Origin of the sequence: Ruegeria sp. YS9, assembly GCF_024628725.1 — a bacterium.
Lineage (GTDB): Bacteria > Pseudomonadota > Alphaproteobacteria > Rhodobacterales > Rhodobacteraceae > Ruegeria > Ruegeria atlantica_C.
In genome coordinates, this window is record NZ_CP102409.1 from 209,192 (window position 1) to 224,250 (window position 15,059).

General features: G+C 57.2%; 14 protein-coding genes. 6 read left to right on the forward strand and 8 right to left on the reverse strand.

Annotation, left to right across the window (positions count from 1 at the left end; translation table 11 throughout):
- From deoD to NOR97_RS01090, 3 genes are all read right to left on the reverse strand, one after another.
- Positions 1 to 711 carry a purine-nucleoside phosphorylase gene (gene deoD, locus NOR97_RS01080; RefSeq protein ID WP_257599961.1) on the reverse strand — a complete coding sequence of 237 codons (711 nt, stop codon included), beginning with the start codon at positions 709 to 711 and terminating at the stop codon, positions 1 to 3.
- A gap of 17 nt (positions 712 to 728) precedes the next feature.
- Positions 729 to 1,046 carry an H-NS histone family protein gene (locus NOR97_RS01085; RefSeq protein WP_257599962.1) on the reverse strand — a complete coding sequence of 106 codons (318 nt, stop codon included), beginning with the start codon at positions 1,044 to 1,046 and terminating at the stop codon, positions 729 to 731.
- 124 nt (positions 1,047 to 1,170) lie between these two features.
- Positions 1,171 to 3,138 (reverse strand): protein meaA, encoded by a 1,968-nt coding sequence (locus NOR97_RS01090; RefSeq protein ID WP_257599963.1) that lies wholly within the window; start codon positions 3,136 to 3,138, stop codon positions 1,171 to 1,173.
- 144 nt (positions 3,139 to 3,282) lie between these two features.
- Between NOR97_RS01090 and NOR97_RS01095 the strand changes: the two genes are divergently transcribed.
- The 6 genes from NOR97_RS01095 (at position 3,283) to NOR97_RS01120 (ending at position 10,196) form a co-directional block, all read left to right on the forward strand.
- Positions 3,283 to 4,647, forward strand: a complete 1,365-nt coding sequence (locus tag NOR97_RS01095) for a 1-acyl-sn-glycerol-3-phosphate acyltransferase (protein ID WP_257599964.1) — start codon at positions 3,283 to 3,285, stop codon at positions 4,645 to 4,647.
- Positions 4,648 to 4,783: 136 nt separating this feature from the next.
- The gene (ccrA, locus tag NOR97_RS01100; protein WP_257599965.1) at positions 4,784 to 6,067 is read left to right on the forward strand and encodes a crotonyl-CoA carboxylase/reductase; all 1,284 of its coding nucleotides are present in this window, start codon (positions 4,784 to 4,786) and stop codon (positions 6,065 to 6,067) included.
- A 369-nt stretch (positions 6,068 to 6,436) separates the two neighbouring features.
- The gene (locus tag NOR97_RS01105) at positions 6,437 to 7,156 is read left to right on the forward strand and encodes a LuxR family transcriptional regulator (protein WP_170346381.1); all 720 of its coding nucleotides are present in this window, start codon (positions 6,437 to 6,439) and stop codon (positions 7,154 to 7,156) included.
- Positions 7,157 to 7,239: 83 nt separating this feature from the next.
- Positions 7,240 to 7,878, forward strand: a complete 639-nt coding sequence (locus NOR97_RS01110; protein ID WP_170346382.1) for an acyl-homoserine-lactone synthase — start codon at positions 7,240 to 7,242, stop codon at positions 7,876 to 7,878.
- Positions 7,879 to 7,938: 60 nt separating this feature from the next.
- Positions 7,939 to 9,471, forward strand: a complete 1,533-nt coding sequence (locus NOR97_RS01115) for an ATP-dependent RecD-like DNA helicase (protein ID WP_257599966.1) — start codon at positions 7,939 to 7,941, stop codon at positions 9,469 to 9,471.
- Complete coding sequence (locus tag NOR97_RS01120; protein ID WP_257599967.1) at positions 9,468 to 10,196, forward strand: SDR family oxidoreductase; 729 nt, start codon at positions 9,468 to 9,470, stop codon at positions 10,194 to 10,196. The genes NOR97_RS01115 and NOR97_RS01120 overlap by 4 nt, the downstream gene beginning before the upstream one ends.
- A gap of 3 nt (positions 10,197 to 10,199) precedes the next feature.
- Here the strand turns inward: NOR97_RS01120 and NOR97_RS01125 are convergent, their stop codons facing one another.
- The 5 genes from NOR97_RS01125 to NOR97_RS01145 all read right to left on the reverse strand — a co-directional run bounded on the left by NOR97_RS01125 (position 10,200) and on the right by NOR97_RS01145 (position 15,058).
- Positions 10,200 to 10,967, reverse strand: a complete 768-nt coding sequence (locus NOR97_RS01125; protein WP_170346385.1) for a TIGR02186 family protein — start codon at positions 10,965 to 10,967, stop codon at positions 10,200 to 10,202.
- 2 nt (positions 10,968 to 10,969) lie between these two features.
- Positions 10,970 to 11,890 carry a sulfite exporter TauE/SafE family protein gene (locus tag NOR97_RS01130; protein WP_170346386.1) on the reverse strand — a complete coding sequence of 307 codons (921 nt, stop codon included), beginning with the start codon at positions 11,888 to 11,890 and terminating at the stop codon, positions 10,970 to 10,972.
- 91 nt (positions 11,891 to 11,981) lie between these two features.
- Positions 11,982 to 12,905, reverse strand: a complete 924-nt coding sequence (locus NOR97_RS01135) for a sulfite exporter TauE/SafE family protein (protein WP_257599968.1) — start codon at positions 12,903 to 12,905, stop codon at positions 11,982 to 11,984.
- 90 nt (positions 12,906 to 12,995) lie between these two features.
- Entirely contained in the window at positions 12,996 to 13,964 is a 969-nt protein-coding gene (locus NOR97_RS01140; protein WP_170346388.1) for an ABC transporter permease, read from the reverse strand.
- Positions 13,964 to 15,058, reverse strand: coding sequence for an ABC transporter permease (locus tag NOR97_RS01145; protein WP_152456858.1), 1,095 nt, complete (start codon positions 15,056 to 15,058; stop codon positions 13,964 to 13,966). The genes NOR97_RS01140 and NOR97_RS01145 overlap by 1 nt, the downstream gene beginning before the upstream one ends.
- Position 15,059 lies beyond the last annotated feature (1 nt).

The following is a 15,059-nucleotide window of genomic DNA, read 5'->3' on the forward strand; positions in this document are numbered from 1 at the left end:
TCAGCTGTTCGGGAATGCGGCCTGAAGTGCGATCTCGACCATATCACCAAAGCTGCTTTCACGTTCTGAGGATGGCAGAGCCTCTCCGGTCAACAGGTGATCGGAAACAGTGAGAACGGCCAGAGCGCGGCATTTGTGGCGCGCCGACAAAATATAGAGTTCGGCCGCTTCCATTTCGACGCCCAGAATGCCGTGACGCACCATCTGTTCGTTGAGATCAGGGCGCTCGTCATAAAAGACATCTGACGAGTAAATTCCACCAACATGGGTCGGCGTTCCCTTGGCCGCGGCCGCTGTGGCGGCAGCTTGCAGCAGCCCCCAATCGGCGCAGGGCGCAAAGTTGAGCTCTTTCATGATGCCGCGCGACGGTGTGCTCAGCGTGGTTGATGTCATGGCCAGAATAACGTCACGAATTTTGACGCTGTCCTGCATCCCTCCGCAGGATCCGATGCGGATCAGGGTTTTCGCACCGTAATCGCGGATCAACTCATTTACATAAATGGAAAGAGACGGCATTCCCATGCCGCTTCCCTGAATTGTTACGGGATTTCCCTTCCAGTTTCCGGTAAAGCCAAGCATTCCGCGAACGTTATTGACCTGTTTGACATCGTCCAAAAACGTCTCGGCTGCCCATTTCGCCCGGTAGGGATCACCGGGCAAAAGAACGGTTTCAGCTATTTCGCCTTTTTCGGCGCCAATATGAATTGTCATTTTCAAAATCGCTCAGATTAGATTTCCAGATCAGAAATATCCACGCCTGCGGTCAGCGCGTCATGCACCCATTGAGGTTTGCGGCCGCGACCGGTCCAGGTTTGATCGGGGTTTTCCGGGTTGCGGTATTTAGCCTTTGTTTTTGTTGTCTTAATACCGCGCGGCGCTTCTCCGGACAGTTCAGACAAAGAAAAGCCGAATTCTGCCGCGGCCTTTTCTGCGGCTTTCAAAGCCTCCTGACGTTCGCGTTTTTCTGCTCTGATCAAAGCTTTTTCAATATCATTACGCAAAGCCAAAAGGTCTTTACGTGACATTTGCTCAAGATTGATCCCCATCAGTCTTCTCCATCAGATAATTATTACGGTGCACATGAGCGCGCACCGTAATTCCAAATACCAGCTTATTCCATCCCGAATATTTCAGGGACGGAAACAGGAGAAAAAGTGCCTTAAACCTTGATTACTCTGCTGCGAGATTCCGAGGATCCGCCAGAGTAACAATATCGCCCATTATCGAATTGAGTTCGAAGTTCTTCGGGGTGTAGACCTTGGCCACACCCATGGATTTCAGTTTTTCGGCATCTTCGTCCGGAATAATGCCACCCACCACGACTGGGATATGAGACAACCCCGCCTGCCGCAGTCGTTCCATGACGTCTTTGACCAGTGGCAGGTGGCTGCCGGACAGGATCGACAGTCCAATGACATGCGCGTCATCTTCGCGGGCGGCCGCAACGATTTCTTCGGGTGTCAGGCGAATGCCCTCATAGCTGATGTCCATACCGCAATCGCGGGCACGGAAGGCAATCTGTTCGGCGCCGTTGGAATGGCCGTCCAGCCCGGGTTTGCCTACAAGGAACTTCAGACGCCGGCCCAGCTTGTCGCTGACGGCATCAACGGCGGCACGCAGGTCGTCCAACCCTTCGGTCTTGTTCGAAACAGACCCCGAAACACCGGTTGGGCCGCGATAGGTTCCGTAGACCGTTCGCATTTCTTCGGCCCATTCGCCCGTCGTCGCGCCGGCCTTTGCGGCGGCAATGGACGGTTCCATGATGTTTGCCCCGGTCTGTGCCGCTTCGCGCAGCGCCGCCAAGGCGGCTGTTACGGCCGCTTCGTCCCGTTCTGCGCGCCACGTATTCAGGCGGTCGATCTGTTCTTGCTCCACGGCAGGATCAACAACCATGATGCCACCGTCTTCGGTTTGCAGGGGGGATGCCTCGCCTTCGATCCATTTGTTCACACCGACGACGACGGTTTCATTGCGCTCGATCCGGTTCAGGCGTTCAGCGTTGGAATCCACAAGTCGGGATTTCATGTATTCGATCGAAGCGACCGCGCCGCCCATCGAATCCAGGTTGGCCAGTTCGGCCCGTGCGCCTTCTTTCAGCTCTTTGACCTTGGCATCGACAGCGGGGTTGCCATCGAACAGGTCATCATATTCCAGCAGATCGGTTTCATAGGCCAGAATCTGCTGCATCCGCATCGACCACTGCTGGTCCCACGGACGCGGCAGACCCAGCGCCTCGTTCCAGGCGGGCAACTGCACTGCACGGGCGCGTGCATTCTTCGACAGGGTTACGGCCAGCATCTCGATCAGGATGCGATAGACGTTGTTCTCGGGCTGTTGCTCGGTCAGACCCAGAGAGTTCACCTGCACGCCATACCGGAATCGACGGAATTTCGGATTTTCAACGCCATAGCGTTGTTGCAGGATCTCATCCCAAAGATCCACGAAGGCGCGCATCTTGCACATTTCGGTGACAAAGCGGATGCCAGCATTCACGAAAAAGGAAATCCGGCCGCAGAGCGCCGGGAAATCTTCGGCAGGTACACGTGGGCGCAATTCGTCCAGCACGGCGATGGCAGTGGCCAAGGCATAGGCCAGTTCCTGCTCTGGCGTCGCACCCGCCTCTTGCAGGTGATACGAGCACACGTTCATCGGGTTCCATTTCGGAACATTGGTATAGCAATACTCGGCCACGTCCGCGATCATCTTGAGCGACGGCTTGGGCGGGCAAACATAAGTGCCGCGGCTCAGGTATTCCTTGATCAGGTCGTTTTGAACGGTGCCCTGTAGTTTGGATACATCCGCGCCTTGCTCCTCGGCGACGGCGATGTAAAGCGCCAAAAGCCATGGTGCAGTGGCGTTGATCGTCATCGAGGTGTTCATCTGTTCCAGGGGGATCTGGTCGAACAGAACCCGCATGTCACCCAGATGACAGACCGGCACACCCACCTTGCCGACTTCACCGCGCGCCAACGTGTGGTCGCTGTCATAGCCTGTTTGTGTCGGCAGATCGAAGGCCACGGACAGACCGGTTTGGCCCTTCGCAAGATTCCCCCGATAGAGCGCGTTCGAGGCTTTGGCCGTGGAATGACCGGCATAGGTTCGGATGAGCCAGGGGCGATCTTTCTGCGTCTGCGTCATAGCGGGGCCTCGCATTTCAGTGGGCAATAAAATTTCGTCTTGAGGTTCTAAAGCGCAATTTTCGGGACATGTCAATTCGCTGCGTTGCGGCATGCCGCAATTGTTCAGATTGTGGGTCAGTGTGATTGGTGGCAATGTGCGGCCATGACGCAAACCGTGGAACTTCCGCTTTGGCTTTTCGTGCTGATCGTGGTCTTTGCCATGGTCACTTTCGCATCGCATTTCCTGTTCCCATCTGTCCGCTGGTTTTTCCGCCGGAGGCTGGAACGCGCGGTGGCACGCCTGAACCAGCGCCTTCAGCGCCCGATCCAGCCTTTCAAGCTGGCGCGTCGACACGACATGATTCAGCGATTGATTTATGATCCGCAGGTCGGTCAGGCGGTTCAGCAACATGCCCGCGAAACCGGCATGCCCGAGGCTGTCGCCTCGGAGCAGGCGCGCCGCTATGCCCGTGAGATCGTGCCGTCCTTTTCGGCCTTCGCCTATTTCAGCTTTGCGATTCGACTGGCCCGGCTGCTGAGCAACACATTCTACGAGGTTCGGCTTAGCTACCAGGACGAAGAATCCGTCAGGAATATCGACCCTGAAGCAACGGTTGTCTTTGTCATGAACCACCGGAGCAACATGGATTACGTATTGGTCACGTATCTTGCAGCCCGACATTCTGCGCTGTCCTATGCTGTCGGAGAGTGGGCCCGGGTCTGGCCGCTCAGCCGATTGATCCGGGCGATGGGGGCTTACTTTATCCGGCGCAAGTCCGGCAGCGAACTCTATCGCCAGGTTCTGTCCACCTATGTGCGTCACGCAACCGAAGCCGGCGTAACTCAAGCCATGTTTCCAGAAGGCGGGCTGAGCCTGACCGGGGCCATTGCGCGCCCCAAGCTTGGACTGCTCAAATATATTATGGATGGAACGTCGCCACAGGGGCGCGATGTGGTGTTTGTTCCGGTGGCACTGAATTACGACCGTGTGTTGGAAGACACCATCCTGACCCGCGCGGCACTTGGCACTGAGCGGCGGTTTCGCGCGCGGATCGGTGTCATCACGCGTTGGATATTGAAACAGCTTTGGCGTCGTTTGATCGGCCGATACAAGCGGTTCGGTCTGGCGTCCGTCCGGTACGGCAGGCCGATCTCTCTGAAGGACTTCCGGGCTGAGGGCAGCGACGACGTGATGACGGATTTGGCCCGGGTGCTGATGCAGCGAATCCAGCATGCTATTCCGCTGGTGCCGGCACCAGCGGCCTGTTTGCTGGTACGCGACAACGGCCCGATGTCCGAAGAAGACGCTCTGTCACGAATTCAACAGATGATGGAGCGCGATGACCCGCAGACCAAGGACAATTCGCAGGCCATATCAAATGCTTTGGATCAACTGGTTGAACGCCGGATTCTGAACCGACAGGGGAATATGCTGTCCGTATCAGGTCAGCGCGGTGATCTTCTGGACTATTACGCCGCATCCGTCCCGGCGGATTCAGGCATCGGAGTTTCTGCATCCGCAAAATAACTTTCTGCAAGCGCTGGGTCATAAAATTACAATATGATGCCAAAAACGGTTGCAATATTACTCGACGCCCAATATTCCAGTCTGTGAAGCGCGCGATTCTGCGTCGCGGCAAAGGTACTGAAAAGAGGAGGCCGGCATGGCTTTGGACACCGAAAGTGGTATCGCGTCGTACGAGGCACCTGAAAAAGATCTGTATGAAATGGGTGAAATCCCACCCATGGGATATGTCCCAAAGCAGATGTATGCCTGGGCCATCCGCAAAGAACGTCATGGCGAGCCGAACACGGCCATGCAGCAGGAAGTTGTGGATGTTCCGACCTTGGACAGCAACGAAGTGCTGGTTCTGGTTATGGCTGCCGGGGTCAACTACAACGGCGTCTGGGCCGCTCTGGGGCAGCCGATCAGCCCGTTTGATGGCCACAAAGCACCCTACCACATCGCGGGTTCGGATGCGTCGGGCATCGTTTGGGCCGTTGGCGACAAGGTAAAGCGCTGGAAAGTTGGCGACGAGGTTGTGATCCACTGCAACCAGGACGACGGCGATGACGAGGAATGCAACGGCGGCGATCCGATGTATTCGCCCAGCCAGCGGATCTGGGGTTATGAAACGCCGGATGGCTCGTTCAGCCAGTTCACGCGCGTGCAGGCTCAGCAGCTTATGCCGCGCCCCAAGCATCTGACATGGGAAGAAGCGGCGTGCTACACCCTGACGCTGGCAACCGCATACCGGATGCTGTTTGGCCACGAGCCACACGATCTGAAACCGGGTCAGAACGTCCTGGTCTGGGGTGCATCTGGGGGCCTGGGTTCCTATGCGATCCAATTGATCAATACCGCCGGCGCAAATGCAATCGGTGTGATTTCAGACGAAAGCAAGCGTGATTTCGTTATGGGTCTGGGCGCCAAAGGTGTTCTTAACCGTCGTGATTTCAACTGCTGGGGACAATTGCCCACGGTCAACACACCGGAATATGCCGAATGGTTCAAAGAGGCCCGCAAATTCGGCAAGGCGATCTGGGAAATAACCGGCAAAGGCAACAATGTTGACATGGTGTTCGAACACCCGGGTGAAAGCACTTTCCCGGTGTCGACCTTCGTTGTGAAAAAAGGCGGTATGGTCGTGATTTGCGCTGGAACATCGGGTTTCAACTGTACATTCGATGTGCGCTACATGTGGATGCACCAAAAGCGTTTGCAGGGCTCGCACTTTGCTCATCTGAAGCAGGCGGCAGCCGCGAACAAACTGATGGTCGAGCGTCGCCTGGATCCCTGCATGTCCGAAGTGTTCACCTGGAATGACCTGCCTGAAGCACACATGAAAATGCTGCGGAACGAGCACAAGCCGGGCAATATGTCCGTTCTTGTTCAGGCGCCGCGTACTGGTCTGCGTACCCTCGAGGAAGTCCTGGACGCAGGTTGATAACCCGCCAGGGTTGTAGACAAAAAAACACCCGCGAATCACCTTGTTGGTTCGCGGGTGTTTTGTGTTTTTCAGGCCTCTGACGATCTTTCAAATGTTTGCATTTTTGCCCATCGCTATTTTTGGGGAGTAGAAACCGGCGAATAGGCTGAAAAAGATCATACATGTTATGGTTGTGTTAACCCTTCGTTAACTGTTTCAGAGAGACCCTGATGGCGCAAAATGAGTGGATATTGGACGTATTGTCGGACCTCAATGCTTTCGCCGTTGCGAATGGTTTGAGCGCGCTTGCAGAGCAGCTTGATGACACAAGACTGATCGCGGCTGCCGAGATTGCGTCCTTGAAGAACGAGGTACGGGCGCCCGCGGATGGCAACGAAGGTCGATTTGGGTCAAATCCTTCAGGATTTGGAAAACACCAACACGCTTGAAGAACTCAGCGCCGTAGCGGAGCGTTTGCGGGACGCGTTGAAGGTCGAGCACCTGACGTATCACTGGGTTGACGGTGCCGGAGATCAATACGGCTACACCACCTATTCAGACGCTTGGGATGAGCGCTACAGGGAAAAAAACTATCACCGTATCGACCCAGTGATCTTGGGGTGTTTCCAGCGGTTTCACCCGGTTGACTGGAAGTCTCTGGATTGGTCCGGCAAGGTGGCGAAAGCCTTCCTTCTGGATGCGCAAAGCCATGGCGTTGGCAATCAGGGGTATTCCATCCCAATTCGGGGTCCAAATGGTCAGTTCGCCCTGTTCACGGTCAACCACAGTTGTGATGATCAAACCTGGAAGAACTTTATCTCGACTTACGGGCGTGATTTGATTCTTGTTGCGCATTACATAAATCGCAAGGCGCTGGAGTTTGAAAAAGACAGGCAGCCGGACTGCCCGCGCAGCTTGTCGCCAAGGGAAATCGACGCGATCACACTTTTGGCGTTGGGATACAGCCGCGCCCAAGTGGCCCATTCCCTGACGATTTCCGAGCATACGTTGCGCGTTTACATTGAAAGCGCGCGCTCAAAGCTGGGCGCACATAACACAACCCACGCAATTGCCACGGCACTCAGCCGGGGATTAATAGTGGTTTAAGGGGTGAACGGCCTCCACACGCAAAATTAACCACGACTCTGTACTCCCTTCGTTCCTGCACAGGACGACAAGGGGAACAAGTCATGTTGCGTTATCTATATGCCGATGAGTTACACAGATTTCCGACTCTGGCAGAGGGGATGTTCAAGGATCGCGCGGATCAGTTCAAGACCCGGTTGGGGTGGGATGTCCACGTCAACGAGAAAGGGGAAGAGCGGGACGAATACGATGATCTCAATCCGCTTTACGTCATCTGGGAAGAGCCGGATGGCAGCCACGGAGGGTCGATGCGTGTATTGCCTACGACCGGCCGGGTGATGATCAATGAGGTTTTTGGTCATCTCAACGGCGGTAAGCCGATTTGCAGCCCCCTGATCTGGGAGGTGACCCGGTTCTGCCTGTCGCGAACAGCCAGCCCGCATACTGCCGGCGCCATCATGCTGAGCGGAGGCGAAATGATGGAAGGTTTCGGCCTGACGCATATCGCCGGCGTATTCGATGCCAGAATGATCAGAATCTATCGCCTGATCGGGTCATCGCCCGAGGTTCTGGGAACCCAGGGCAGCGGACGCGATCAGATTTCAGTCGGTTTGTGGCCCTATTCCGCGGACGACTGCAACCGGGTGGCCGCGCGTGCGGGCATCCCGCGCGACCTGTCTCGGATGTGGTTCAAGGCCGCATTCGGCCCGAAGAAACAGCACCGGTTCGCCCTGTCCGCCTAAGTGTCGGAAAACGCAAATCCACATCTGGTGATGGCTGGCGCGGCCCTGTAGGGTCGCGCCATGTCCTTGCCGAATGTAACGTTCTCAGATGATCAGGCCGCCGCGTATGACAGCATCGCCGAGATGCTGCGGGCAGCAGGTGTTGATCTGGAAGATGATGCCCTTCTGAAACAGCCGGGCGCAGGAAAATCCGGTGTGATGGCCGTGATCGGCAAGGCCGGCTCGGGCAAAACGCTGCTGTTGGCCGAGCTGTACAAGGCACTGGCAGAGACGGGTGTTCAGATTGTGTCCGGCGATTATGAAAGCCGCAAATCGAAAGACAAGCGCAGCCTTGCCATCCTTGCCCCGACGAACAAGGCTGCAAGCGTTCTGCGATTGCGCGGCGTGCCTGCGACCACGATTCACCGAATATTGTACACGCCGGTTTATGATCCGGAATACGAGCGTATTGCGGAATGGCTGGCCGGCAATGACGAACGCCCCGATATCGAAGGTTTGACGGATGAAGCCTTGGATCGCGCGGCTGCTTTCTATCAAAACAACAAATCGATCCCCGGGGCGCTGGCCGCCGCCGGTTTGCGAGGGTCGGATTTCATCACAGGGTGGAAGCGCCGTGACGAACCACTGGATATCGGGTTTGTCGATGAGGCGTCGATGCTGGATGACCGTCAGTTCGATGATCTCAAAGAGATTTTCCCGACCCTACTGTTGTTCGGCGACCCGGCTCAGCTGGCACCGGTAAATCAGTCCGGCAGCATGGTTTTCGAGGCATTGCCCGAGCCCAGGAAGCTGACTCTCCAGCGGGTGCACCGCCAGGATGCGGACAATCCAATTCTGGATCTTGCGCATGCGCTGGCCGATCCGGCAATGGGCTTCGAGGATTTCGAGCGACTGATCGAAGAATCCGCTCGTCGGGATGACCGGGTTGTCTGGGGCCAGCGGGTTGAGGTCGATCTTATGGCCCGAAGTCCGGTTCTTGTCTGGCGCAACGCCACGCGCATTCGTTTGATACAGGCTTTCAGGCAAGTTCACGGTGCGCCGGATACGGAGTTGCTGGAAGGTGAACCGCTCATTTGTGATGGGATCGAGTTGCCCCTGAAACATCGCAAGAAACGGCTGGATCTAGAGGCGCGCGGGCTGATCAAAGGAGCTCAGGTGGTGTATCTGGGGCCGGGCCGGAAGCCGGGGTTCTCGCGTCTTCACGTGATGGGGGCCGAAGACCCTCAGGTCAGTGCCGCCTCGATCGTTCAGATCGAAAAACCTGACGAGGAGGAGCCTTTTATTCCCTACGCTGCCCGCATGGGGGCGACCTTTTTGCACGGGGCGGCCGTTACGATCCACAAGGCGCAAGGGTCACAATGGGATACGGTTCAGGTGTTCGCTCCGGATGTCTATGCCGCCGCTCGCATGGGCCGGACCGAGGCCGGACAGCCATTGTGGAAACGTTTGGCATATGTCGCGATCACGCGGGCGCAAGAGCGTTTGATCTGGGTGGTGCGCAATCGCCTGTCAAAGCCCACGCACCCCCTGCGTGTGGATGACTTGAGGGCGATTCCGGCGGCTTCGCTGACATTGGAGGCGGAAGAGACATGAAATCCATCATCGTGACGGGTGCCAGTTCAGGTATTGGTCGGGCGACAGCCCAGCTGTTCTTGTCCGAAGGGTGGACGGTCGGGCTGTTGGCGCGCAGCAAGGAAAAGATGGAAGCTCTGGCAAAAGAACATCAGGCGGCCATTGTCCTGCCTGCGGATGTGACCGACCCGGATGCGGTTGAACGGGCTTTCCGGGCTTTTACAGACCACACGGGGCGGCTGGATGTTCTGTTCAACAACGCCGGGATCTTTGCGCCGGGCGGTACGATCGACGAGATCGCTCTGGACGATTGGTATCAAAGCGTCAACGTGAACCTGAACGGCATGTTCCTCTGTGCGCGAGAAGCCTTCAGGATCATGCGCCACCAAAACCCGCAGGGCGGCCGGATCATAAACAACGGCTCGATAGCGGCGCATGTTCCGCGCCCGAATTCGGTGCACTATTCGGCCACGAAGCACGCCATTACAGGGCTGACGCGCAGCCTTTCGCTGGATGGGCGTCGCTTTGGAATCGCCTGCGGGCAGATCGATATCGGAAACGCGCGCACGCAGATGGTGCAAGGCCTTGTGGACGCGGCGCATGCCGCTGGCGAGACACCGGACCCGACGATGGCCGTGGAAGACGCCGCGCGTTCCGTCCTGCATATGGCAAGCCTGCCGCCCGAGGCCAACGTGCAGTTCATGACCGTCATGGCCACGACCATGCCCTATATCGGCCGAGGTTGACCGTTATTTTTCACGCAACAGCCGGAAGGCTGTCGAGGCGCCCCAGCCTGCCGCAATCGCTATGACCAGCGACATCAGGCCGTACCAGACGGGTTGCTGGCGGGACATATTGTACAAAAAACGCTCAAGGCCGACTTTCCGGACATCAATGATCGCTTCATATTGCGAGACGACCTCTCCGCCACGGGTCAGGAAAATCCGGGCGGCATAATCGCCTTCGGTCAGGTCGGCGGGCATATCGATTGAGGTGCGGAACAAGGTCTGTTCATCCACTGCCACGGTATTTTCGCGGATGGAATACAGGTGTTCGTTTTCTCGAATCCTTATCACGGCATCTGCAAAATCCTGTGCGCCCCGGATGTGCATCGCGGCACCGACCGAGCGGATCGCGCGTTCGATCGAAATCCGGTAGCGCAGGTCCTCGGTGTCGGACAGGATGTCGTCGAAGGGCCCGCTGGTCGCAACAGCATAAAAGCTGGGTGCAAGGTCGACAAGAACACTGTCGGTGTTCACCCAGATCCCAAGCTTGCGTTCCTTGCGTCGCACGGTGACAGGTTCGGACGGACCCGCAACCGCGACGATGACTTCAACCGGTGGGCCAGAAGGGATTGGGGTTTCCCGCTTGATGGCCCCAAAAATCAGAAGCTCCGATCCGTCGAATGTAGCGGTGATGGCAACCCGGTCCTGGCTGAGACCAAGGACAACCTGCTCTTCCGCCGCCAAAGCGGGCACGCAGAACAAGCACAGGGCGGCAATAAGCGAACGCAGCATCCTCAGTGCCCTCCGCCATTGCCAAGCGAGTAGAGCTCGGCAGGTTCAAGAAGCAGATCAAGTGCCAGCTTGCCACATACGGCCAGTACCAAAGCGGCAAGCAGCACGCGCAATTGTTCCGCCGGCATCCGGGCTCCGATCACGGTTCCGATCTGGGCGCCAATGACGCCGCCGACCAGCAACAAGACCGCCAGAACAACATCAACCGTATAGTTGGTGGTGGCGTGCAGCATCGTGGTGAAGGCTGTCACAAAGATGATCTGGAACAGCGACGTGCCGACAACGACCTTGGTCGGCATACCCAGCAAGTAGATCATGGCAGGAACCATGATGAAGCCGCCGCCGACACCCATAATCGCGGACAGAACCCCAACGCACAGACCGACCAAGGCCGGTGGAATGACCGAGATATACAGGCCCGAGGTGCGGAAACGCATTTTGAAGGGCATGGCATGGACCCAGCCCCGCTGCCGACGCTTGGCTGGGGCCGCGCCGCCCTTCTTGGCTTTACGCAGGGCCCTCAGGCTTTCGACAAACATCAGGCTGCCTATGACGCCAAGAAAAACAACGTAACAGAGTGTCACCAGCAGATCGACCTGACCCAGGCTTTTGAGATAGTTGAAGACAACCACGCCCAAAGCGGCCCCGACAAGCCCGCCAACCAGCAATACCGTTCCCATCTTGAGGTCCACGGTCTTTCGTCGGAAATGTGCCAGAACTCCGGAAAAGGATGATGCGACGATCTGATTGGCTTCGGTTGCAACGGCCACCGCCGGCGGAATACCGATGAAAAACAGCAGCGGGGTCATCAAAAAGCCGCCACCGACACCGAACATGCCGGACAGGATGCCGACCATGCCGCCCAACCCCAACAAGAGGAAGGCGTTTACTGAGACTTCTGCGATGGGAAGGTAAATGTGCATGGTACTGTTACTTTGCGTATGGTCGTGGCTTGCCTGTTATAGGTTGAGAATTCAAGTGTGGTAATTGTCATGTGCCGTGGGTCAAACAACATCAAATCCCCCCGGGTTCCGCCAAAGAAAAGATCTCTTCTTGCGGTAAAAAAAGGTCAAACCCGATCTTTCCGGCGACACCCATGACTAGAAGCGCCAAAAGGATACGCAACTGTTCGGCTTTCAGACGTGCACCAATCTGCGTTCCCAATTGCGCACCCAAAACACCGCCCAGCAACAAGAACAGGGCGAGGACAATGTCGACACTGTAGTTGGTCGAGGCATGTATCATCGTTGTGAACCCGGCGACGAAGATGATCTGGAACAGGGATGTCCCGATGACCACCTTTGTCGGGATACCAAGAACATAGATCATTGCGGGCACCATGATGAACCCGCCGCCGACTCCCATGATTGCCGACAGAACACCAACGCCGAATCCGACCAGCGCCGGAGGTATGACCGAGATGTAAAGTCCAGATGCCGGGAACCGTTTCTTGAACGGCAGGGCATGAATCCAGGTTCGCTGGCGTCGCTTGGGGGCAGGTTCATTGCCTGACTGTCTGGCCTTTCGGATGGCTGCCAGGCTTTCGATGAACATCAGGGTTCCGATGGCGCCCAAAAACGCCACATAGCAAAGCTGTACCGCCAGATCGACCTGCCCGAGATGCTTGAGGAAATTGAAAACCACCATCCCAAGGGCCGCACCGAACAACCCTCCGGCCAGCAGAACGCTTCCCATTTTCAGGTCCACGGTCTTGCGTCTGAGATGAGCCAACAAACCCGAAATGGACGAGGCAACAACCTGATTGGCGGATGTTGCCACAGCAACCACAGGGGGTATTCCGATAATGAACAGCAACGGGGTGATCAAAAACCCGCCTCCGACCCCGAACATACCGGACAAAATGCCGACGGCCCCGCCGATCCCCAATAGCAGGAATGGGCTGACGGAAACTTCTGCTATGGGAAGGTATACGTGCATACCCTCTTAGAACGGTTGCGGCATGCAAAATCAACTCTGCATGCCGCTCCGCAGCGAACAGGACTGAAACTCAGTTCGGAACTGGCCTTATCAGCGCTCTTTGACGTAGGGTTCTCCGCCCGCCCGCGGTGGAATGGCTTTGCCGACGAACCCGGCAAGAATCACCACCGTCAGGATATAGGGCAGGGCGTCCATCACCTGCACGGGAATCACGACGCCACCCAAGTCGATATTTTGGAACCGCAGCGCGATCGCTTGCAGCAGACCGAACAGCAAGCAGGCCCACATGGCATGCCACGGGCGCCACTTGGCAAAGATCAGCGCGGCCAAGGCGATAAAGCCACGACCGGCGGTCATTTCCTTGACAAACCCTGCCTGCAAGGCCGTGGCCAGATAGGCGCCTGCAATACCGCACAGCACACCGCAGATGGCGACAGCGGCGAACCGCAGGCCAATCACTGAAACACCGGCAGTGTCCACTGCGGCAGGGTTCTCACCCACCGCCCGCAGGCGCAGACCGAACCGGGTGCGATACAGAATCCACCAGGTGGCCGGAACCATCAGGAACGCGACATAAACCAGGATCGAGTGGCCCGAGAGCAGTTCGGAATAGATGGGGCCGATAATCGGCACACCGCTGAGGGACTCGGCGAATGGGAAGTTGATCGGTTCGAACCGCCCGCCGCCAAACAGCGATGGTGTCCGCCCACCCTGCTGAAACCAGCTTTGGGCGACCAGAACAGTCAGACCCGAGGCCAGAAAGTTGATGGCCACACCCGATATCAGTTGGTTGCCCCGGAAGGTGATAGATGCCAGCCCATGCAGACCCGACAGCAACAACGAGGACGCAATACCAGCCAGCAAGCCCAGCCAAACCGACCCAGTAACAGCAGCGATGGCAGCCGAAAAGAACGCTGCCATCAACATCTTGCCTTCGAGGCCGATGTCAAAGATCCCGGCCCGTTCTGAAAACAGACCGGCCAGACAGGCAAGCAGCAGCGGCGTAGACAGGCGAATGGTCGAATCCAGAACCTGAATGAGGGTTACGAAGATTTCCATCACTCAGCCCTCTTCCGCATACCCAGGAACAGTTTTTCAAGCGGCATTCGCACCATGTTGTCCAATGCGCCGGTGAACAGTATGACCAGGGCCTGAATGACCACGATCAGTTCCCGCGGGATCGAAGCCCACAGCGCCAGCTCGGCGCCCCCCTGGTACAGAAACCCGAACAAGAGCGCGGCCAGAAACACACCGAACGGATGTGAACGCCCCATCAGAGCCACGGCGATGCCAATGAAACCCGCGCCCTCGGTCGAGTTCATAACAAGTCGCTCGGCTTCGCCCATGACATTGTTGATGGCCATCAGCCCCGCCAGCCCGCCGGAAATCAGCATCGCAACAATCGTGATGCGCACAGGTGAAATACCGGCATAGACAGCGCCGGTCTCGGAATGGCCATAAGCCCGGATTTCATAACCCAGACGCGTGCGCCAGATCAGCGCCCAGACAACGACGCAGGCAAGCAACGCGATGAAGAAGGTGATGTTCGCCGGGGCGCCTCGGAAAACAACGTTCTCTGCGGTCGAGAACATCTCCTGGAAAGAGGGCAGATGCACGCTTTCAGAGAACCGCGCGGTGGCCGGGTCCTGCGACCCTTGGGGGCGCATGACATTGACCAGCATGTAGTTCAGGAAAGCAGCGGCGATGAAGTTGAACATGATCGTGGTGATCACGATATGGCTGCCGCGTTTTGCTTGCAGATAGGCCGGAATGGCCGCCCAGAGCGCGCCGAACAGCATCGATGCCGCGCAGGCGGCAAGCAAGGCAATGCTCCAATGCGGCCAGTCGACATACAGACAGACCATGGCCACGCCCAGCCCGCCCAGCATCGCCTGGCCTTCGCCCCCGATGTTGAACATACGGGCATGGAAGGCGACGGCCACCGCAAGACCGGTAAACATGAAGTTGGTCGCGTAATAGAGCGTATAGCCCCAGCCATAGGTCGACCCCAGCGCACCGGTGACCATCAATTTTACGGCTTCGACAGGGTTTTCGCCGATGGCGAGGATGACCAGCGCCGAAAGGATTGCGGCCAGTATCAGACTGATCAGCGGGATCAGAATGACATCGGCCCATTTAGGCATTTTTTCCATG

Coding starts and splice junctions, on each gene's coding strand:
- deoD (WP_257599961.1), bottom strand. CDS start 711: ATGACAATTCATATTGGCGCCGAAAAAGGCGAAATAGCTGAAACCGTT.
- NOR97_RS01085 (WP_257599962.1), bottom strand. CDS start 1,046: ATGGGGATCAATCTTGAGCAAATGTCACGTAAAGACCTTTTGGCTTTG.
- NOR97_RS01090 (WP_257599963.1), bottom strand. CDS start 3,138: ATGACGCAGACGCAGAAAGATCGCCCCTGGCTCATCCGAACCTATGCC.
- NOR97_RS01095 (WP_257599964.1), top strand. CDS start 3,283: ATGACGCAAACCGTGGAACTTCCGCTTTGGCTTTTCGTGCTGATCGTG.
- ccrA (WP_257599965.1), top strand. CDS start 4,784: ATGGCTTTGGACACCGAAAGTGGTATCGCGTCGTACGAGGCACCTGAA.
- NOR97_RS01105 (WP_170346381.1), top strand. CDS start 6,437: ATGGCAACGAAGGTCGATTTGGGTCAAATCCTTCAGGATTTGGAAAAC.
- NOR97_RS01110 (WP_170346382.1), top strand. CDS start 7,240: ATGTTGCGTTATCTATATGCCGATGAGTTACACAGATTTCCGACTCTG.
- NOR97_RS01115 (WP_257599966.1), top strand. CDS start 7,939: ATGTCCTTGCCGAATGTAACGTTCTCAGATGATCAGGCCGCCGCGTAT.
- NOR97_RS01120 (WP_257599967.1), top strand. CDS start 9,468: ATGAAATCCATCATCGTGACGGGTGCCAGTTCAGGTATTGGTCGGGCG.
- NOR97_RS01125 (WP_170346385.1), bottom strand. CDS start 10,967: ATGCTGCGTTCGCTTATTGCCGCCCTGTGCTTGTTCTGCGTGCCCGCT.
- NOR97_RS01130 (WP_170346386.1), bottom strand. CDS start 11,890: ATGCACATTTACCTTCCCATCGCAGAAGTCTCAGTAAACGCCTTCCTC.
- NOR97_RS01135 (WP_257599968.1), bottom strand. CDS start 12,905: ATGCACGTATACCTTCCCATAGCAGAAGTTTCCGTCAGCCCATTCCTG.
- NOR97_RS01140 (WP_170346388.1), bottom strand. CDS start 13,964: ATGGAAATCTTCGTAACCCTCATTCAGGTTCTGGATTCGACCATTCGC.
- NOR97_RS01145 (WP_152456858.1), bottom strand. CDS start 15,058: ATGGAAAAAATGCCTAAATGGGCCGATGTCATTCTGATCCCGCTGATC.